Origin of the sequence: Streptomyces sp. NPDC026672 (genome assembly GCF_040638185.1) — a bacterium.
Lineage (GTDB): Bacteria > Actinomycetota > Actinomycetes > Streptomycetales > Streptomycetaceae > Streptomyces.
This window is the reverse complement of record NZ_JBEZXS010000007.1, coordinates 129917-150446: the sequence shown is the minus strand read 5'-3', so window position 1 is coordinate 150446 and position 20530 is coordinate 129917. Positions and strand designations below refer to the sequence as shown.

General features: G+C 71.3%; 13 protein-coding genes and 2 pseudogenes. 6 read left to right on the top strand and 9 right to left on the bottom strand.

Annotated features, from left to right (window positions below):
• Positions 1–31 precede the first annotated feature (31 nt).
• Entirely contained in the window at positions 32–847 is an 816-nt protein-coding gene (locus AB0F77_RS10580) for an ABC transporter ATP-binding protein (protein WP_361944676.1), read from the top strand.
• Entirely contained in the window at positions 844–3342 is a 2499-nt protein-coding gene (locus AB0F77_RS10575) for an FtsX-like permease family protein (protein WP_361944673.1), read from the top strand. The genes AB0F77_RS10580 and AB0F77_RS10575 overlap by 4 nt, the downstream gene beginning before the upstream one ends.
• A 71-nt stretch (positions 3343–3413) precedes the next feature.
• On the opposite strand, the gene AB0F77_RS10570 is transcribed toward AB0F77_RS10575, so the two are convergent.
• Together AB0F77_RS10570 and AB0F77_RS10565 are read right to left on the bottom strand one after the other, a co-directional pair.
• Complete coding sequence (locus AB0F77_RS10570) at positions 3414–4019, bottom strand: class I SAM-dependent methyltransferase (protein WP_361944670.1); 606 nt, start codon at positions 4017–4019, stop codon at positions 3414–3416.
• Positions 4020–4066: 47 nt separating this feature from the next.
• Complete coding sequence (locus tag AB0F77_RS10565) at positions 4067–4849, bottom strand: hypothetical protein (RefSeq protein WP_361944667.1); 783 nt, start codon at positions 4847–4849, stop codon at positions 4067–4069.
• 185 nt (positions 4850–5034) lie between these two features.
• Between AB0F77_RS10565 and AB0F77_RS10560 the strand changes: the two genes are divergently transcribed.
• Positions 5035–5169 carry a hypothetical protein gene (locus AB0F77_RS10560; RefSeq protein ID WP_361944664.1) on the top strand — a complete coding sequence of 45 codons (135 nt, stop codon included), beginning with the start codon at positions 5035–5037 and terminating at the stop codon, positions 5167–5169.
• A gap of 39 nt (positions 5170–5208) precedes the next feature.
• Entirely contained in the window at positions 5209–5856 is a 648-nt protein-coding gene (locus AB0F77_RS10555) for a TetR/AcrR family transcriptional regulator (RefSeq protein ID WP_361944661.1), read from the top strand.
• Between the two features lie 43 nt (positions 5857–5899).
• Here AB0F77_RS10555 and AB0F77_RS10550 read toward each other — a convergent pair whose 3' ends face one another.
• The 4 genes and pseudogenes from AB0F77_RS10550 to AB0F77_RS10535 form a co-directional block, all read right to left on the bottom strand.
• Positions 5900–7057 (bottom strand): acyl-CoA dehydrogenase family protein, encoded by a 1158-nt coding sequence (locus AB0F77_RS10550; RefSeq protein ID WP_361944658.1) that lies wholly within the window; start codon positions 7055–7057, stop codon positions 5900–5902.
• A 34-nt stretch (positions 7058–7091) separates the two neighbouring features.
• Positions 7092–8693: a thiamine pyrophosphate-binding protein gene (locus AB0F77_RS10545; RefSeq protein ID WP_361944655.1), complete on the bottom strand. Its 1602-nt coding sequence runs from the start codon at positions 8691–8693 to the stop codon at positions 7092–7094.
• A gap of 52 nt (positions 8694–8745) precedes the next feature.
• Positions 8746–9282 (bottom strand): annotated as a pseudogene (locus tag AB0F77_RS10540) (acetate--CoA ligase family protein); the annotation flags it as partial.
• Positions 9283–9465: 183 nt separating this feature from the next.
• Positions 9466–10541, bottom strand: a pseudogene (locus AB0F77_RS10535) (Glu/Leu/Phe/Val dehydrogenase dimerization domain-containing protein); the annotation flags it as partial.
• Positions 10542–11126: 585 nt separating this feature from the next.
• Between AB0F77_RS10535 and AB0F77_RS10530 the strand changes: the two are divergent.
• Positions 11127–12647, top strand: coding sequence for an NAD(P)/FAD-dependent oxidoreductase (locus AB0F77_RS10530; RefSeq protein ID WP_361945114.1), 1521 nt, complete (start codon positions 11127–11129; stop codon positions 12645–12647).
• Positions 12648–12749: 102 nt separating this feature from the next.
• Here AB0F77_RS10530 and AB0F77_RS10525 read toward each other — a convergent pair whose 3' ends face one another.
• The 3 genes from AB0F77_RS10525 to AB0F77_RS10515 form a co-directional block, all read right to left on the bottom strand.
• Entirely contained in the window at positions 12750–15680 is a 2931-nt protein-coding gene (locus tag AB0F77_RS10525; protein ID WP_361944652.1) for a glycoside hydrolase N-terminal domain-containing protein, read from the bottom strand.
• Positions 15681–15696: 16 nt separating this feature from the next.
• Complete coding sequence (locus AB0F77_RS10520) at positions 15697–18033, bottom strand: discoidin domain-containing protein (protein ID WP_361944649.1); 2337 nt, start codon at positions 18031–18033, stop codon at positions 15697–15699.
• 146 nt (positions 18034–18179) lie between these two features.
• Positions 18180–19556, bottom strand: coding sequence for an ROK family transcriptional regulator (locus AB0F77_RS10515; protein ID WP_361944647.1), 1377 nt, complete (start codon positions 19554–19556; stop codon positions 18180–18182).
• Between the two features lie 86 nt (positions 19557–19642).
• Between AB0F77_RS10515 and AB0F77_RS10510 the strand changes: the two genes are divergently transcribed.
• Positions 19643–20503: a substrate-binding domain-containing protein gene (locus AB0F77_RS10510; protein WP_361944644.1), complete on the top strand. Its 861-nt coding sequence runs from the start codon at positions 19643–19645 to the stop codon at positions 20501–20503.
• Positions 20504–20530: the final 27 nt, after the last annotated feature.

Here is a 20530-nt window from a genome sequence, read left to right as displayed (position 1 = left end):
TCGGCACGGGGAGATCGTGAGAGGACGGGACATGAGGCTGCGCAGCGGCAAGCGGCAGAAGACGGACGACCTGCCGGAGCCCCGGGGCCCGCTCGGTCTCGCCGTCGAACTGCGCGGTGTCCGGCGGCGGTACGGCCGTGGTGCCGGCGCCGTGCACGCCCTCGCGGGTGTCGACCTCGCCCTGCCGCGCGGCACGTTCACCGCCGTCATGGGGCCCTCGGGCTCCGGAAAGTCCACCTTCCTCCAGTGCGCCGCCGGCCTGGACCGGCCGACGGCCGGCTCCGTGCGCCTCGGCGGTACGGAGATCACGGGCATGCGCGAGAACCGGCTCACCGAGCTGCGCCGCAGCCGCCTCGGCTTCGTCTTCCAGGCGTTCAACCTGCTGCCCTCCCTCACCGTCGAGCAGAACGTGCTGCTCCCGATGCGCCTCGCCGGGCGGCGCCAGGACCGCCACCGCGCCGCCGAGGTACTGGCGCAGGTCGGGCTCGCCGACAAGGCGGGGCGTCGGCCCGGCGAGCTCTCCGGCGGCCAGCAGCAGCGTGTCGCGATCGCCCGCGCGCTGATCACGGCGCCGGACGTGATCTTCGCGGACGAACCCACCGGCGCCCTCGACACCGGCACCGCCGCCGAAGTCCTCGGGCTGCTCCGGCACGCGGTGGACGCCCTCGGCGCCACCGTCGTCATGGTCACCCACGATCCGGCCGCCGCCGCGTGGGCCGACCGTGTGCTGTTCCTCGCGGACGGCGTCTTCGCCGACGCCCTCGACCGGGGCCCGGCGGAACGGATCGCGGCGCGCATGGCCGCCCTCACCGCTCGCACCGGCGCGTTGGCGGGGGCCGCGGCGTGAGGAGCCCCGCCCCCAACGGCCTCGCCCGCGCGGCCGTCCGCTTCAAGCCCGCGTCGTTCGTGGGCACGTTCGTCGCGCTGATGATGGCGGCGCTGATCGTCTCCGCCTGCGGCATCCTCCTGGAGACGGGCGTCCGCGCCTCGGCACCACCGCAGCGGTATGCGGAAGCGCCGGTCGTCGTGGCGGCGGACCAGTACGCCCGCCTCGTCACGGGCAGCGGTGACAGCCGCTCCGAGTCGGCGACCCTGCTGCCGGGCACGGCGCGCGTGGACACCGCACTGGCGGACGAGGCGGCCCGCGTACCCGGCGTGGCGGCGGCGGTTCCGGACGTCACGTTCCCGGCCCGCCTGGGCGACGGCACGCTGACGGGCCACGGCTGGGGATCACACGCCTTCACCGGTGCCGTCCTCACCTCCGGGGCCGCTCCCCGTACCGGCGAGGTCGTGCTCGACGCCGACGCCGCTCGGGCCGCGAAGGCCGGCGTCGGCGACACCGTCGCGCTGGAAACGGCCACCGGGCGCGTCGGCTTCCGCGTCTCCGGGGTGGCGAAGGCCGGACCCGGCGACGTGGCCGAGGGCGCCACGGGCTGGTTCGCCGACACCCGGGCCCCTGCCCTCGCCGGACATCCCGGCAAGGCCGACGCCATCGCCGTACTGGCAAAGGACGGAGCGGACGCCGACGCCCTCGCCACCGGCGTGCGGAAGGCGCTCGCCGGCTCCGCCGCCGAGGTGCACACCGGTGACGGCCGCGGCGCCGTCGAGGACCGCGGGGTCGGGTACGCCAAGGAACTGCTCACCGGGCTCGGTGGGTCCTTCGGTGGGATCGCCGCCGTGGTCGCCGTCTTCACGGCGTCCGGGACGGTCGCGCTGTCCGTCGCCCAGCGCGCCCGGGAGTTCGCGCTGCTGCGTGCCGTCGGCGCCACTCCGCGGCAGGTCCGCCGCGCGGTCGCCACCGAGGCGCTGCTCGTGGCCCCACTCGCCGGGCCGGTCGGCTGTCTGCCCGGGATCGGGCTCGCGCACTGGTGGTTCGGGCAGCTGAAGGACCGCGGGGCCGTTCCCGAGGCCGTGGACCTGCGCGTCACCTTCGTCCCGCTCGTCGTAGCCGTCGGCACGGGGCTGCTGACGGCGCTCGCCGCAGGCTGGGCCGCCGGACGCAGGCCCTCGAAGATCAAGCCGGGGCAGGCGCTCACCGAGGCGTCGGTGGAGCGGCTTCGGCCGGGAGTGGTCCGTACCGTGCTGGGTCTGACCGCCGTCGTCGGCGGCGGGTTCCTCACCGTCCTCGCCGCCCGCTCGGCCGGGGACGACGCGGCCAACGCCGCCCTCGGTGTCGTCATGCTCTTCATGCTCGCCGTCGCGCTGCTCGGCCCGCTGCTGGCGTGGCTGTGCGCGGCGCTGTTCGGGCTCCCGCTGAGCGCCGGCGGTGCCTCGGCGTCGCTAGCGGCCGCCAACTCCCGTACGAACGCCCGTCGTCTGGCCTCCGCGATCACCCCGATCGTGCTGGCCATGGCCTTCTCCTCGACGCTCGTGTTCATGCACACGAGCGAGAGTCACGTCGCGGCGCGGCAGCTGCGCGCGGGCGTCGTCGCGGATCATGTGGTCACGGACCCGGCCGGGCTGCCCGCCGGCACCGTCGACCGGGCCGCCCGCCTCCCCGGTGTCGACGCGGCCGTGGGCCTGCTCGACACACAGGTGCTCGTGCCCGTCGGCTCCGGCGGCGACCGATGGCTCCAGGGCTCGGCGGCCCAGGGCATCTCCGGCTCCGGCGCGCAGCTCACGAAGGTGCAGGACCTCGATGTGCGCAGTGGCAGCCTGGACCGGGTCGGCAGGGGCCGCATCGCCATCGACAGGACGCTCGCCATGGCGGCGAGGGCCGAGGTCGGCGACAGGCTGACGATCTACCTCCCGGACGGCACCAGGGTCGGCCCCGAGGTCGTCGCCGTGTACGGCCGCGGCCTCGGCCTGGCGGCGGTGACCATGGACCGCGCGTCCCTGGCCGCCCACGTCACGTCGGGCTTCGACACGACGCTGCTGGTACGGGGCGGAGACAGCAAGTCCCTCGCCGCGCTGGGCGGCGAGGTCACGGACGCCTCCGGCTACGCGGTCGAGCAGGACGTCGACCACGAGCTCAACGCCTGGGCGAACTACACGATGGCCGGTGTCCTCGGCGGTTTCGCGGCCGTGGCCGCCGTCAACACGCTCGTGATGACGGTCCTCGACCGCCGTCGTGAGCTGGGCATGCTCCGTCTCGTCGGCTCCACCCGCCGTCAGGTGATGCGGATGCTCCGCTGGGAGAGCCTGCTGGTGTCGGTGGCGGGCGTGGTCCTGGGCACGGCGATAGCCGTGGTCACACTGGTTCCGATGATGCGCGGCCTGACGGGGGAATCCCCGTATGTCCCCCCGCTGGTGTACGGGGCGTTCGCCGCGACCGCGGTGGGCCTCGGCCTGCTCGCGGTCAGCCTCCCGGCCCGTGCGGCGCTGCGTGATCGGAAGGTCTGAGAGCGCCGTCGCGGCGGGCACTGCACCGACGCTCGGTGCCCCGTCCCGTCCGCGTCGGTGTCCTCGGCTCGTCAGCGCCGATGGACGTTGACGACGTAGCCGCCGCCGTCGTAGGGGTCGGCGTCCCACGTGGCGAAGCGGTCGACGAGGGTGAGGCCGGCAGCGGTGCAGTAGGTGTCGTACTCCGGCAGCGTGATGCTGGGCGGTACGGGCAGATGGGCCTCGTCCAGGCCGAATCCGGAGACCAGGAGGCCGCCCGGGCGCAGGGTCGCGGTCAGGCGCCTGAGGACCGCGGCCTCGGTGCCGGGGGCGAGGAGCGGAAAGATGTTGCCGGCGGCGACCACAAGATCGAAGTCGGCGGGGACACCGGCCTCGGCCGGGTCGAACGTCGCCAGGTCGGCCTGGATCCAGGGCAGTTCCGGCGCCTTCTTCCGCGCCACCGCCAGCATGGACGCGTCGAGGTCCACCCCGACGCAGTCGTACCCGAGCTCCGCGAGCCGGATCATGACCCTGCCGGTGCCGCATCCGGCGTCCAGCACCCGGGCACCCTCGGGCACGAGCGCGGCACAGAACCGCGCCTCACCGTGCATGTCCTTACCACTGGCGGCGAGAGCGGCGAACCGCGCCGCGTAATCCTCTCCGGACGTCCCACCGGTCAACTCTTCCCAACGGCTCATGACCGCCAGCATAGGCGGGCGGCCGTCCCCGGCCGGACCACCGGCATCTACAGTGCCGCGAGCGCGACCGCGCTGCTCAGGGCGACCCCCAAGTGCGCGGCGACCGAGGCGTCCAGGCCGACGAACGGCTCACGGGGTGAGGTGCGTGCCCAAACCGCGAGTGCGCCTTCGGCCTCGGCCCTCACCGTGTCGACGGGGTCGCCCGGCCGGTGGGGGGTGTCGTCCGTCGCCGCCAGCACATGACCGGCGAGTCTGACCCGCTCCAGGTCGAAGGCGCGCAGGACGGACATGGCCTCCGCCAGGGTCGGTTCGGCCGAGCCCGCGAGTTGTTCGGCCACCCACGGCTGTTCCAGGGTGGCCGCTCCCGCCAGGACGGCGCGCCAGCGCGGGGTGTCGGTGGCGATCCGCCCGCGAAGTCGCTCCGTCCAGCTCCGGTGCTGGTCGCGCAGGGGTGCGCGCCGGGACTCCACCCGTGCGCGGAGGTCGGCCCTCGACGTGGACACGGCGGGGACGTCGTCGGCCCGGGGGTCGAGCCACAGCGGCGGTTCGCACATGACGCCGTAGGTTCCGTACTGCCCGGCGTAGTCCGTGCTGCAGAGCATCGCCCCGCCCGTGAGGTTGGCCGGTACGTGGAGGACTCCGGGTGCCAGGGTGGTGGCCGGCTCCTCGGGGATGCCGTGGTCCACCGGTATGCCCGTGGCGACGGCGGTCTCGGCGAGGCCGTCGCCCAGCGCCGGGCCCGTGTCGGTGACGTAGCAGTAGAGGCCGCCGACCTCGCTGTTGTGCATCGAGACGAGCAGTTCGGGGCGGAGGGTGTCGATCACCGCCATGACCGACCGGCTCTCGGGCGTCGAGGACAGCCCCGGCTCGGGCAGGCCGGCCCGGTGGAAGGTCCACTCGAACTGCTCGTCGAAGGCTCAATCTGCTCGCGGACGTCCGCGAGGCCACCGGCATCAGCTACGTTCTGATCAGCCATGACCTGGCCGTCGTACGGCAGATCACCGACACCTGCGTCGTGATGCGGAACGGACGGGTGGTGGAGGCCGGCGACACCGGTGCCGTGCTCGACAACCCCGCGGAGGAGTACACCAGGGCCCTGCGGGCCAGTGTGCCGGGACCGGGGTGGAAGCCCCGGCGCCGGCTCGCGTGACGGCGACTCCTCGGATGCGGAGGGTGAGATAGTTCGGGCATGGCTCGCAAGAACGCTGACGATCGCCGACTCGAAGTGCTTGAGGAGACCCTGAACCAGATCAGGGTGCTCGGGATGTCATCCGTGCGGGTGTCGGACGTCGCCTCCGCCATGGGTGTGAGCCCAGCGCTGATCATGTATCACTTCGACACCAAGGAGCGGCTGCTGAGCGAGGCCCTCATCAGGGCCGCCGAGCGTGATCTGTCCACCCTGGGGCGTATCGTGCGCTCCGCGAGGTCACCGCTCCAAAGGCTCTCCGAGGCCCTGGAGTGGTACGGGCCCACCGGGCAGGCCCGCGGCTGGCAGGTGTGGATCGACGCGTGGTCCCTGGCGCTGCGCGACAAGAACATCGCCAAGGTGGTCGGTGAGCTGCAGGAACGCTGGGTCGAAGAGATCGCCGGGGTCATCTCCGACGGCGTCGCCGACGGCGTCTTCGCGTCGGAGGACCCCGGCACGTCGGCCACCCGCCTCACGGCGCTGCTGGACGGCCTCGCGGTGCGGTCCCTCGTCCAGCGGACCAGCCTCTCGCGCGACCAATTGCGCAAGTGGCTCCAGGACGAGATCACCCGCGAACTGGCAGTGGAGACACCCCTGTCGGACCGGACCGGGACACGCGACACCACGGCCCCGGCAACCGTTCGGGAGTGACCCGACCCCACGGCCGTGAGCGGGCACCCGCCCACATCGCGGTTCAGAGGTTGCGGGAGATGACCAGCCGCATGATGTCGGACGTGCCTTCCTCGATCTCCTCCAGCTTCACGTCGCGCATCCACTGCTCGACGGGGTACTCGCGTGAGTAGCCCCAGCCCCCGAGGGTCTGGACGGCCGCCCAGGTGACGAACATGGCCGTCTCGCTCGCCTGCAGTTTCGCCATCGCGGCGAGTCCGGTGGCCGGTTGCCCCGCGTCGAGCTGCCGGGCGGCGTGCAGGGTGAGCAGCCAGGCGGACTCGATGCGCGTCGCCATGTCCGCGAGGCGGAAGGCGACCGCCTGGTGTTCGATGATCGGCTTGCCGAACTGGGAGCGGGTGCGCGCGTAGTCCAGGGCGAACTCGTAGGCGGCGCGTGCGGCGCCGGTGGCCGCCGCGGCGAGCACGGTCCGGGAGATGTCGAAGGTGCGCATGAGCCCGTAGAACCCCTCCCCCTCGCCGCCGAGCCGGTTCTCGTCCGGTACGAAGACCCCGTCGAGGAGGATCTCGCGGCACACGATGGCACGCTGCCCCATCTTCTTCATCGGCTCGCCGAACGTCAGTCCGGCGGTGTCCTTGCCGACGAGGAAGGCCGTCACGCCCCTGGCACGCAGGCCGGGGGCGGTCTTGGCGAAGACGACGTACTGGTCGGCGAGGCCGGCGTTGGAGATCCATGCCTTCTGGCCGGTGAGCCGGTATCCGGCGTCGGCCCTGACCGCTCTGGTGACGATCGACGCGGAGTCCGAACCGGACTCCGGCTCGGTCGTGGCGAGGGCCGTGATCAGCGGGTCGACTCCGGTGATCGGCCGGAGCCACCGCTCCTTCTGCTCGGGGGTACCGAGGGCGAGTACGGGGTCGGCGAAGAAACCGCCCGAGCACACGAAGTTCCCGATGCCCGGGTCGCCCCAGCACAGTTGCTCCTGGACGAGGCACTGCGTGAAGACGTCGGTGAACCCTCCGCCTCCGAACTCCTCGGGAATCATGAAGTCGGTGATGCCCACTCTGGACGCCGCCCGGAAGATGTCGACCGGGGACACCACGTCCGCCTCGTCGACCTCGCGGCCCCGGGGCCTGATCACTTCGGCCGCGAATTCCCGGGTGAGCTGGACGATCGCGGGCTGCTCGTCGGTGAGCGGCCAGGGTTCGGTCGATGGTGTCGCCATGGTCGGTGCTCCTGCCGTGGGGTTCCGTGGGGGTTCACATCCGGGACGACGACCGGCTGTCCTCGTGCACGTGCAGCACGGTGGGCCGGTCGGCGTCGAACGCTTCGGTGATCGCGGGCCCGAGGTCGGCGACCGTTCCGATGTGCCGGCCGTGGCATCCGAGCGACCGGGCCAGTGCGGGAAAGTCCGGGCCCGGAAAGGTGACGGCGTGCACGGGTTCGCCCCGGTCGGCCATCTCGTCGCGGATCTCGCCGTAGCCGCCGTTGTCGACGACGAGGACCGGGAGGGCGAGGCCGAGTTCCGCTCCCACGGCCAGTTCGGCGACGGTGAACATGGTGCCGCCGTCGCCCTGGAGGACGAGCACGGGTGTGTCCGGGGCGGCGACCTTGGCGCCGATGCCGGCGGGGAGCCCGTAGCCCAGCGTGCCGAATCCGGTCGGGTACAGGAACGCTCGGGGCCGGTGCAGCGGGAGGTTGGACAGCGCTCCGTAGTAGCAGGCCATGGCGCTGTCGCCCGCGACGATCGCGTCGCGGGGCAGCGCGGATCGCAGTGCCTCGGTGATGTCGAGCCAGGGCGCGCCTTCTCGGGCGGCGTCGGCGCGGTGGCGCCGCCGCAGTCGTGTGGCCCGGTCCTCGGCGTCGGGTGGTGTGTCGAACGTCAGCAGTTCGAGGAGCGCGTCGAGGGTCGCGGCCGTGTCTCCGACGAGTGCGTGCGAGGCGACGGCGTTGGTGTTGACGGTGCCGGCGTCGATGTCGATACGGATCAGCTCGGTGCCGAAGCCGGGAAGGCCGGTCCACCAGTCCGCAGGGGCCAGCTCGGTGCCGATCGCGATGACGCAGTCGCTCTCGGCGACGGCGTCGTGGACGCAGGGGTGCTGGACACCGGCTCCGACCGCGAGCGGGTGGTCCTCGGGGAGTGTTCCCTTGCCGTTGGCGGTCGTGATGACCGGTGCGCCCAGTGTCTCGGCGAATCGCCGGACCTGGTCCGGTGCCCCACCGGCGCCACCGCCCGCGATGACGAGCGGGAGACGGCCGACGGCGATCCGTTCGGCGGCAGCGGCCAGCACCTGGGCGAAGGGGGTCACGACCGGTGGTGCGGCGGCCTGGACGATCTCGACGTCGGCGGCCGCGACGAGGAGGTCGAGGGGGATCTCCAGGTGGACCGGGCGCGGGCGTCCGCAGGCCATGGCGGTGAACGCCCGCGCCACGGCGTACGGGATCTCGGCGATGCTCGCGACCCGGTGGCTGTAGCCGACGAGGGCGGCCATGGCGCCGGTCTGGTTCTTGGCCTCGTGGAGCAGTCCGTTGCCCAGGCCGGGGTGGGTCAGGGGCATGCCGGGCGAGACGAGGAGGACGGGTACGGAGTCGGAGTGGGCCTGGGCCGCCGCGGCGGCGGCGTTGAGGAGGGCCGGTCCCGTCGTGGTGATCACGACGCCGGTTCGGCCGGTCGAGCGCGCGTAGCCGTCGGCGGCGTAGCCCGCGCCTTGTTCGTGGCGCGCGGAGATGTGTCTGATCCCATGGGCGGGCATCGCGGCGTAGGCGGCGAGGTTGTGTGTGCCGGGGATGCCGAAGACCGTGTCGACGCCGTGTGCGGCCAGGGCGGCGACCAGGGCCCCGCCGCCGGTGAGACGCGTCATGAGGTGCCCGCCTCGGCGGTGTTCCGGAACCCGGCGGAGGGGTCGGGGTCGTTCATCGTTCGCTCTCTTCCTGGTGGGAGTCCCGCACGGCGACGGTGAGCGCGTCGACGGCGAGCACTCCTCCGGGCGCCACGCTCAGGGGGTTGATCTCCAGTTCGGCGAGGGTGGTGCGGGACGCGATCGCTCGGGAGACGGCGACGACGGCCCGGACCAGGGCGTCGACGTCGGTGGCCGGCTTGCCCCGCCAGCCCGTCAGCAGGGGATGGCAGGCCAGTCGTCCGACCATCGCCCGCGCGACCTCGGGGGTCACGGGCGCCAGTTCGGTGATCACGTCGCGGCGCAGTTCGGTCTCGGTGCCGCCGGCGCCGACGGTGATCGTCGGGCCGAAGTCCTGGTCCCTGCGCCCGGCGACGAGGATCTCGACGACGTCGTGCCGAACGTCCTGCTCCTCCACCACGTAGGGTCCGTTCCCCAGCCGGGCCCGCATGTCGTCGAGTGCGCGCGCGAGGGCCGCGGGTGCCGTGATGCCGAGCCGGACGCCACCGTGCTCGCTCTTGTGGTCGAGCCAATTGGCCTTCAGGACCACGGGGAATCGAAGGGTGTGACCGGTGTCGTCGGTGTGCCCCTGCCAGGGCGCCCTTCGCGAGCCAGTAGCCCCATTTGGACTCCGCCTCGGTGGCCCCGATCACCGCGACGGAGCGAGGTGCGGAGAAGGGCGTGAGGGAGCCGGACGCGGCCCGGTTCCCGCTGTCGGAGGCCGCGGGCGCGCCGCTCATGCGAGTCCGAAGCGCTCGTCGATCGCGGCGAGTTGCACGGTGGTGAACTCTCGGGCGGCTTCACGCAGGGTGCGTCCGGTCTCCCGGCCACGGGCGAAGAGATCGTGCACGATGCGCCGCATCTCACCGCGGATCTTCGACTCGGCCTCGTCCACCGAGGCGTCGATGTCGCCGAACAGGGTCCACCACCACCACGCGTTGGTCGCGGAGTTCGCCACGAAATCCGGAACGACCGTGACACCGCGGGCGGTGAGGGCCGCCTCCGCGTCGGGCAGGACCGGCATGTTGGCTGCCTCGGCGACGAGGTACGCCTTGATCTCGTCCTGGTTCCGCGCGGTGACGCAGTAGGACACGACGGCCGGTACGAGGACGTCGGTGTCCACGGAGTGCCACCGCGACAGGGCAACTCGACGTCGCCGGGGCGCAGTACACCGCGGTCGATCTCGCCGAGGGGGCTCCGCGCGCGCAGGAGCGCTTCGACGTCGAGCCCGTCCGGGTTGGTGATCACACCGTCGGCGACACCGACCACCTTCATTCCCGCGCGGTGCAGGTAGCGGGCGGAGGCACCACTCATGGAGCCGAAGCCCTGGACGACCACGCGTGCGCCGGTGACGGGCCTGCCCAGTTCCTCCATGGCCGTCAGGACGCTCTCGGCGACGCCGCATCCGCCGACGAGTTCTCCGAGCCCGATCCCGTCCACTTCAAGGTCGAAGGCGCGGGCGAGTCGGTCGACGGCCTCGTCCCGGTCCTCCAGCAGCGGATACACCGCCTGGATCGAGGACTCGAGGCCGATGCCGGTCATCACCTCGTCGAGGAAGGACTGCTGGAGGCCCAGGTCCTCACCGGTGGTCCAGTGCCGCTCGACGATGGCGCGCACGCCCTGGAGGTAGCGGGTCAGGATCCCGCGCGTCCGGGGGTCGTGCGGATCGCAGTCGATGCCGCCCTTGGCCCCTCCGAACGGGATGTACCGGTTCCGCGGGGAGTAGTAGAGCGCCTCCTTGGCGGTCATGCCCGCGGCCGGACCCCGCACCTCGTCCAGGGTGCAGCCCTCTCGCACCCTCAGCCCGCCGCTGACGGAACCCAAGCTACTGAATCGTCATTCAGTCTTCGGTCCGACACGATCCCCTGTCAATAGTGCGCACTTAAGGCCGACCGATCGGCGCGTCTCCAGAAGCGTGCTGATCGTGGGTTCAGCTTTGCCGGGACAAGTGCTCCGACACGTGCCTCCGACAGGGCGGGCGACGGTGCGGTAACGGGCGGTGGTATTGCCCGGGATCGGCTCACCTGTTAGACAGTGCGGGTGGCAGGCCGATGGAGCTTCGACGAGGCGACGGTACCCGGGGTGGTGACCGTCCGCCTTCGCGAGGTCATGTGCCCCGTGATCCCCGAACCGCACTGGCAGACCGGGCTCTAGACCACCGCTTCCCGGTGCACATCTCCTGCTTCGAGGGCGGGCCGGACCGGCCTGTGCCCCTGCGGGAGCGTGTCGACCGGGAGGCGGACGAAGCCGTCCGATCCCCCAGCACATCAGCCTCTGGAGGTTCTGGTGCACTCCCCCGTTTCCGCTGTCCCTTCCCCCTTCCCCTTCCCCTCCCCCTCCGCCCGTGGCGCCGGCGAGCCCGCCCGGCCCGCGCGTTCCTCCTACGACGCCGTCGTCGTGGGAGGCGGCCACAACGGGCTCGTGGCCGCCGCGTACCTGGCCCGCGCCGGACGCAGCGTCCTCGTCCTGGAACGACAGGACCACACCGGCGGCGCCGCGGTGTCGACCCAGGCGTTCAGCGGCCTGGACGCCCGGCTGTCGCGCTACTCGTACCTGGTCAGCCTGCTGCCGAACAAGATCGTTGATGACCTCGGGCTGCGGTTCCGGGTCCGCAGGCGCCAGGTCTCCTCCTACACGCCCACCCTGGTCGACGGCCGGCCGACGGGGCTGCTGGTGGACGCCGACGACGAGCGGACCCGTCACTCGTTCCGTGAACTCACCGGCTCGGACAGCGAGTTCGCGGCATGGCAGCGCTTCTCCGGCATGACCCATCGGCTTGCCCAGCGGGTCTTCCCCACGCTCACCGGTCCGTTGCCGAGCCGCGCCGAACTGGAGCGCGTCGTCGACGACAAGGAGGCGTGGGAGGCGCTGTTCGAGCGCCCCCTGGGGGAGACGATCGAGTCGAGGTTCTCGCACGACCTCGTGCGCGGTGTGGTCCTCACCGACGCGCTGATCGGGACGTTCACCCACGCCCACGACGAGTCGCTGCGTCAGAACCGGTGCTTCCTGTACCACGTGATCGGCAACGGCACCGGCGACTGGAACGTCCCCCTCGGCGGGATGGGCGCGCTGACCGACGCCCTGAGGGACGCCGCCCTCGCCGCGGGCGCCGAGATCCTCGTCGACCACACGGTGGTGGGCATCGCCACCGACGGCGCCACCGCCGAGGTGCGCTACCGCGCCCACGAGAGCGAGGGGACCGTGGCGGCGGGATCGGTCCTGGCGAACGTCGCACCCTCGGCACTGGCCCACCTGCTGGGTGACGAACCGACCCGACCCGCGCCCGAGGGCGCGCAGTTGAAGGTCAACATGCTGCTGCGCCGCCTGCCGCGGCTGCGCGACCGTGCCGTGGATCCCCGTGCCGCGTTCGCCGGCACCTTCCACATCGCCGAGTCGTACGCCCAACTCGACTCCGCCTACCGGGAGGCCGCGGCGGGTCGGCTGCCGAGCGCGCCGCCGTCCGAGATCTACTGCCACTCACTGACCGACCCCTCGATCCTCGGACCGGACCTGGTGGAACGCGGGTACCACACCCTCACGCTGTTCGGTCTGCACATGCCGGCCAGGCTCTTCGAGGGTGCCCGTGCCGTGTCGCGCGAGGAGGCGCTGCGCGCCGTCCTGGCCCCGCTGGACGCCTGTCTGGAGGAGCCGATCGCCGACTGTCTGGGCCTCGACTCCGAGGGTCGCCCCTGCGTCGAGGCCAGGACGCCGCTGGACCTGGAGGCGGAACTGGGACTGCCGGCCGGCAACATCTTCCACCGCGACCTGTCGTTCCCCCACGGCGACGAGACAACCGGGCGCTGGGGTGTCGAGACGGCGCACGAGAACGTCTTCGTGTGCGGGGCGGGCGCGGTGCGCGGCGGCGGAGTGAGTGGCATCCCGGGGCACAACGCCGCCATGGCGGTCCTCGGACACTGAGTCCGCGACGGGATTTCCTCCTCCCGTGATCCCGCGCCTCGCTGTGATGCCGCGGGTGATTCCCTCGCTCCGGATCGGTGCGAGGGAATCACCCGCGCCTGGTCAGCCGTACACCTGCATCTCGTAGAGCGAGTAGCCCCACTGGCCCGACAGTCGGCTGCCCTGCATGCGGACGTATCTCGCCTGGCCGCTGACGGGGATGCGTTCGGTGCCGCCCGACGAGTCGGTCCGGGTGTACAGGTCGTGCCAGGTGGAGCCGTCCGTGGACCCCTGGATCCTGTAGGACTTCGCGTACGACGCCTCCCACAGCAGATCCACCTCGGAGAGGGTGTACGTGCTGCCGAGGTCGACCTGGATCCAGTTGTTCGGGTCCTGGCCGGCACTCCAGCGGGTGTTCAGGTCGCCGTCGAATGCCTTGGCGGCGGACTGGTCGGCGTTGGACTGGGAGAGGGCGGTCGCCGGCCTGCCCTGGGCCAGGTTGGTCCTCGGGGCGTTCATCGTGAGGTCGACGGTGACGGTCCTGCCCGCCTGGAGCGGCAGGACGCGGGCGATGGCGCCCAGGGGCGAGCTCTGGACGGTCACGCCGTCACCGGTGATCGACGAGATGCCCGAGCGCTGGATCAGCGTCAGGTTCTGGTCGGTCTTCGAGGTGAGCGTGACCTTCGCGGTGTGGGCGGCGGTGTCCCAGCTCAGGTTGTCGATGGTGAACTGCCCCTTGCCGAGCATGCCGGAGACGGAGCCCTTGTCCAGGCCCCTGGGCAGTGCGGGCAGCAGCTCCAGTGTGCCCGGCCGGGTGGCGGCCAGCATCTCCATCATCACCGTGGGCACGGAGTTGACGACGTCGGTGGCGAAGGTGTTGTGGTTGTTGTAGTGGGAGGTGGCCATGCTGCTGTAGTAGTAGTCGTCCTTGGCGAACCTCAGCAGTTTGGCGCCGACGGAGTCCGGTTGGTTGAGGTCGGCGGCGACGAGCGCGCCGTGCAGCAGCCCGTGGCCGGCGTTCTCGTAGCTGCCCTGGTCCTTCTTCTGGAGGAAGACCTGGGCGGCCTTGTACTGGGCGAGGTTGGTCTCCGGGGTGATCTCGCGGTAGGGCCAGACCAGCATGAGACCGCTGGAGTGGCGGTGCTGGTAGTTGTTCCTGTTCGCCAGGTCGGGCCGGGCCCACTCGGCCAGCGCGCCGTCGTTGTTGATCAGGTAGGGCGGCAGGTTGTCGAGTTTCTCCTGCCAGACCGGGATCTTGTCGGCGTCGCGGCCGAGGGTCTTGGCGGTCTGGATGAGCGTGGTGAGGGCGAACCTGGCGCCGGAGATGTCGTAGACGGAGTTGACCGTCAGCGGTGTTCCGCCGGGCGGGGTGTTCTCCGGTGAGATGGAGCCGGCGAAGACGTAGTCGCCGTTGCCGTCCTTCTTGACGAGGAAGTCCTCGTAGAAGTCGCCCATGTCACGGATGAGCGGGTAGTACTTGTCGGCCAGGAACGCCCTGTCCCCGGTGACCTCGTAGTACTCCCAGAACGGCTGGAGCAGCCAGGACTCCCCGCCGGTGACGTACTGGTAGGGGTAGTCGTAGTTGATGTTGGAGATCAGGCCCTCGCCGTTGGGGGTGTTGCCGCCGGTGAGCATGCCGCGGGTGCCGAGGAGCTTCTTCGCGTTGGTCTCGAAGTCCTTCTGCCACTGCTGGTTGAGCCAGAAGTAGCCCGCCATGGCCTCCGGCATGTTGCCGATGTTGCCGCTGGAGATCTGGAGGTTGAGGTTGGCGTCCAGATGGTAGTAGCCGTCCCAGCCGACGTTGCTGTCACCGGTCCAGTTGCCGAGCAGGTCGGGTGCGGCCCTCTCGTTGCTGGAGCCGAGCAGGTGGTAGCGACCGGCGTAGAACATCCGCTCGTACAGCGCCGGGACCGGGGACGAGGACGCCTTCTGCTCGGCGAGCAGTTGCTCGGTGGACTTGGCGCGGTCCTGCGCACTGGCGCCCAGGTCGAACGAGACCCGGTTGAAGATCGCGCTGTGGGCGGTGGTGTGCCGGCTGAGCAGGGTCGGGTAACTGGTGCTCAGTCCGGCGAGCTTCTGCTGGAGCAGGTTCTTGCCCCAGTCCTGTTCGGCGGGGACACCGCCGTTGTAGGTGCCGTTGTAGCGCTGGGTCAGGGTCAGCAGCAGGACGTAGCCGGCGTTGGAGACGGTGACCTGGCCGTTGCTGAGCGTCTTGGTGCCGTCGGTGATGATGCGGGTGACGCCTTCGTAGCCGGCGTTGTAGCTGCCGGCCGGGTACTTCGCCCGCAGGTCGAGGAAGTCGGTGCTGTTGTTGGTGGTGTAGGTGACGCCCTTGTTGAGCAGGTTCATGCCCGGGTCGATGGACAGGCCCAGGGTGACGGTCTGCTTCTGGCCGGGTGGCGCCGCCTGGTACTGGACGGTGGCGCCGTCGGTGCGGGAGACGAACGAGGCCCGTTCCCACGCTCCCTTGTCGTCGGTCCAGTTGACCTTCACCACGCCCGCCGCGTAGTCGGTGGAGCGGACGTAGTTCCTGACCTGTCCGGCGTCGGGCATCTGGAGGGTCATCTTGTAGCCGGGGTGCTTGCTGCCCTCGCCGCCGCCCTGGTAGCCCTGTACGTCCGCCGCGAGTTGGTTGGCCTGCTGGTACTGACCGGCGATCAACTGGTCGCGGATCTTGTTGATGTCGTTCTGGCTGACGGTGTTGAAGGTGCGGTGCGGGCGGGCCTCCGTCCGCGCCATGAAGAAGTCCTTGTCGTCGAAGACGACGGTGTCGTTGCGCGGGTTGCCGAAGACGATGACGCCCTGCTTGCCGTTGCCCGCCAGCAGCCCGTCCTGCCAGTTGCCGTACGTCGTCGGATACGTGGTGGAGGGTGCCACGGTCGGTGAGCCGACGGCGGCTGCGCCGACGGCCGATGCGGCCCGGGTGTCGGCGGCGCGCGAGGCGGGCGAGCCGAGCGCCGTCGTCGGCAGCAGGAAGAGGGCCACGGCGACGCCGAGCAGTCGTCTTCCGCCGGTGCTGGTGCGTGGGGGTGCGGGATTCATTGCGGGATTCATGAGGGGGGCTCGCTCCTCAACTGCCGGAGGTGACACGCAGGGACGAGATCGAATCGTTGGCGATGCCCTTGGCCTGGAGCGCGGGCAGATCGTGGCTTCCGGCGCCGAACACCGCCGCCTGGCCGCCGAGGGCGGTGCCGTAGATCTCGAACTCCCAGAGGGAGTAGCCGTACTGGGTGGCGGGCGTGACGCCCTGCATGCGTACGTAGCGTGCGTTCCTGTTGACGCCCACCGTCTCGGTGCCGCCCTGCCCGCTCGTGGTGGAGTAGGCGTCGCTCCAGTGTGTGGAGTCGTCGGAGACCTGGACCTTGTACGCCTTTCCGTACGCGGCCTCCCAGTTGAGCACCGCGGTGGAGACGGCGTACTCGGCGCCGAGGTCGACCTGGATCCAGGCGCCCGGGTCGTTGCTGTGGTCGCTGGACCAGCGCGAGGAGCCATTGCCGTCGACGGCGGCGGAGGCGAGGTGGTCGCCGTCCTGGTAGGAGGCGGTGGCCTTGGCGGCGGCGCCCAGTGACAGGTTCACCGGGGTACCGGCGGGCGGGGCCGGCGGGGTCGGGACGGTCTGGCCGGCGGGCGGCCACAGCGTGAAGGAGTTGCCGCCGTCGTGCGCGGCGGCGAAGGGCCCGGCCATGGTGTCGGAGGTGGCGACCGGCCGGCCGAAGAAGTCGGTGGTCACGTCCGCGGCGATGCGCTGGTTCGCCAGCGGCATGGTGCCCACGCGGGCCTGGGTGACCGGGGTGTTGCCGTGGATGGCGGAGGCGTCCAGGTCGAAGCTGAGCTTCATCCGGGTGTTGGTCGCCGTGTACTGGACGTTGGACACGGCGCCGGTCGCATTGCCTTCCTTGACCTGCGTCTTGTCCGTGGTGTTGTCGGGCAGTGCCGAGCCCTGGACGACGTTGTTGTACCAGAAGAACTTCTGCGGCGAGGTGCGCGCCGTCGTCTGGTTCATGGTGCCGGGCTGGAAGTAGTACGCGTCCCGGCCGCCGCCGTCGTTGCGGATGGTCCCGTTGTTGATGAAGAGGTTGTTGGCGAAGACGACACCGGTCGCGTCCAGCGTGCGGATGTCGCTGTTGCCGATGAAGACGTTGTTGTCGACCAGGATCGGCCCGAAGACCGCCTCGGCGTAGTAGCCCCAGGGGCTGTTCATCACGATGTTGCCGGTGATGCGGACGTTCTGGTTGCCCCAGTCGGTCCAGATGCCCGCGGAGTTGCCGCCCTTGGAGTTCTTGACGTAATTGCCCTTGATCAGGCCCTCGTTCATGTAGTGGACCTTGATCGGGGCCGTTTCCGCGCCGCTGAACTCGTTGCGGTAGTTGGTGTCCTCGATCATGTTGTAGAGGATCTGCGAGTGCCACGAGAAGACGCCCGCGATGCCCGACTGCCCGCATTTGGCGATGTAGTTGTTGCGGACCACGTGCGAGCCGTACGCGCCGGTGTTGTGGAAGTCCGTGCGTGTCGTGCCCGGTCGGTTGCCGGCCCATTCGTCGTTGCTGAGGCCGATGTCGATGCCTATGGTGCGGGCGTTGATCACGATGTTGTTCTCGATGACCCACTTCAGTCCGCCGTAGACGCTGATCGCGCCGGCCTGCCGCCGTGTCGGGCTGTCCGGGAAGTCCGAGTAGGTGTTGGCCGCGTGCTTGACCGTGAAGCCGTTGACGGTGATGTAGCCCAGGCCCCAGACGTCGGGGGCGAACACCTGCCGGCGTACGTTGATCTCGGCGAGGCGGGCGTTGGGGTCGGCGCCGTTGAAGTTGGCCCAGATGGTGGTGCCGCCCGAACCCACCTCGGAGTACCAGGTGCCGGGCGCGCTCTGCACACCGCTCAGTGACGGCTTCTCGTAGTACGCGGTCTCGTCGAGGTAGACGTCACCCGCGGTGTAGCCGGGGAACGTGCCTCCGCCGCCGCCCTGCGGCTGACCGGTGGCGTACGGGTTGTAGTCGCCGAAATAGCTGTTGGGCAGGGTGACGCTCCAGACGTTGCCGCTGCCGCGCGCCCAGGAGTTGACCTCCTCGGAGCCCTTGACGGTGACCTCGCCGTCCCCGGCGTTGGTGTACGTGATCCGGTGTGCCTCGTCGGTGCCGCCGCGCGCGGGCTTGACCGTCTCGCGGTAGAGCCCGGCGTGCACCAGCACGGTGTCACCGGGCTGCGCCACCTGGGCCGCGCGGTTGATGGTCAGGTACGGAGCGGCCTGGGTACCGGAGTTGGCGTCGTTGCCGTTCTTGGCGACGTGGATGACGCGGAGAGCGGCAGCCGCGTGCGCCGGTGCCGCCCCCGGCAGGGCGAGGACGGCGAGTGCGACGGCGGCGACCGCGGCGGACAACGGACTCCAGGGGTGCTTCAAGAGGCGTCTCATGGGGGGCTCCTACGAAGGGAGAGGCGGCGCACGATCGTTAGATAAGTAATCTATGAAAGGGCGGGCATCAATACATCCGACGAAAATTGGCACGGATGCCTGGTGACCGGTCCGCGATCCGGGCCGTGCACGCGTCCGCGCAACCGCTAGGCGCGGGCCGCCAGTTGAGGACCGTGCCCCGGGGCGACCGAGCCCTGGAGGACGAGGGCGGCTCCGCCGATCGCCGCCGCGTCCCGCGGATTGCTCGACAGATGGACGCGCACGCCGTGCACGTCGCGGGTGTACGCCCGCTCGCCGAGCCGCCGCCGGATCTCGCTGACGTAGATCGATCCGGCGACCGCGAAACCGGGTCCGGCCAGCACCAACGTGTCCAGGTCCCACAGGTTGGCCAGCGCCACCGCGCCTTCGGCGAGCAGCGCCGCCGACTCGTCGACCAGCGCCCGGGCGGCCTCGTCGCCGTAGACCGCGGCCCGCGCCAGTACGTCGAAGGCCCTCCCGTCCGGGTCGGCCGGATGGATCCGCAGGCGTTCCGCGAGCCCCGGCACCGCACGCGCGCGTCCGACCATCACGCGTGGCGCCGCGTACATCTCCAGGCAGCCGCGATTGCCGCACGGGCACGGTTCACCGTCGCGGATCACCGCCACATGTCCGATCTTTCCCGCGTTGGAGCTGGCGCCGCGGTGCAGTGAGCCGTCGAGCACGAGGCCCGAGCCGATGCCCGAGTTCATGTACAGGCATCCGAACGTGCGCTCCCGGGAGACCTGGCGTCCCCAGAACTCGCCGACCGTGGCGGCCGCCGCGTCGCTGTCGACCAGCACGGGAACGCCCAGCCGGGCGGCCAGGGCGGCGCTGAGGTCCCGGCCCGCCCAGTGCGGCAGCCCCGGCGGGGCGAGGAAGCCGCCGCGCGCCACGTCCACCGGGCCCGGACCGACCACGGCCAGCCCGGCGACGCTCTGCGGCTCCAGGCCCAGGCCCTCCGTCACGTCCCGGTAGAGCGCGGCGAGTCGGTCCACGATGTCGTGGGCACCGCCATCGGAACCGGGACCGTCGGAACCGGGACCGGGACCGTCGGAGCCGGGACCGGGACCGTCGGAGCCGGGACCGGGACCGTCGGGGCCGGGATCCCCCGCACGCGTGGGCCCGTCCGGGCCCGCGCCCGGTCCCCCGCCCGCGCCCGGCCCTCCGCCCGGCCCCGCGACCAGTTCGCGGCCCACCGTGCCACCGCGGGTGTCGGTCACCACACAGGTCAGCGCGTCGGCTCCGACGTGGATGCCCACGCCGTACGCCGCGCGGGAGTTGATGACCAGCATGGTGCGCGGTTTGCCGCCGGTCGCGACCGTGTCCCCGGTCTCGCGCACGACGCCGTCGTCGATCAGCCGCCGCACGATGTTGGAGATCGTCGGCTGTGTCAGCCCGGTCGCCTTCACCAACTCCACCCGGCTGATGGGTCCCGACGACCTGATGAGGTCGACGACGAGCGCGCGGCTGCCGGGTCCCGCAGCCGCAGACTCCCGACGGGCCACCCTCGTCCACCTCCCGGTTCGCCGTACGCTGTCGCACGACCACGTTACGGACGACATTAGACGAGACCCACCACCGGGAGGCTCCCATGCCCGCGCCCGCGACCAGCGCCGAGGCCCGGCCGAAGCGCGGCATCCCGGTCGGGCTCGCCCTGGTGCGGGACGCCGAGGTGCTGGGCGCGGAGCCGTTCTTCCACGAGTTCATCGCCGGCATGGAACGGGCCCTGACGCCGCTCGGGGTGCCGGTGCTGCTCCAGGTCGTCGCCACGGTGGCGCGGGCCGGCGAGCGCATGCGGGCCTGGGCGCGGCACGGCCAGGTGCAGGGCGTGATCCTCATCGACCTGCTTCCCGGAGACGAACGGGTGGCGCTGGTCAAGGAGTTGAGCATGCCGACGGTGGTCATCGGCGACCCGGAGACCGCCGGTGGCCTGCCCGCGGTGTGGACGCAGGACGACGTGGCCATGCGGGAGGTGGTGGCGGAGCTGGTCGCCGCCGGACACACCCACCTCGGACATGTCGCCGGGCCGGCGCAGATGGCGCACACGATCATCCGGCGCCGGACGTTCCGGGCCGCGGCCGAGGCGTACGGCGTGCGGACCACGACCTTCGAGGGGGACTACTCCCAGGCCGCGGGCGTACGGGCGCTGTCCGTCTTGGCGGGACTCGACGACCGGCCCACCGCGGTGGTGTTCGACAACGACGTGATGGCGCTGGGCGCCCTGCACGAGGCCGACCGGCTAGGGCTCGCCGTGCCGACCGATCTGTCCTTGGTGGCCTGGGACGACTCGGCGCTGTGCCAGTTGGCGGTGCCGCCGCTGAGCGCGGTCGGCCATGACGTGCAGGACCTGGGCGAACTGGCCGGCCACACCCTCGCCGGCGCTCTGGCCGGCGCTCCCGCCACCACCGTCGTCGCCCCGCCGGCCCGCCTGGTGGTCCGCGGCAGCATCTGACGACCCGTCTCGGACCGCTGCGCACAG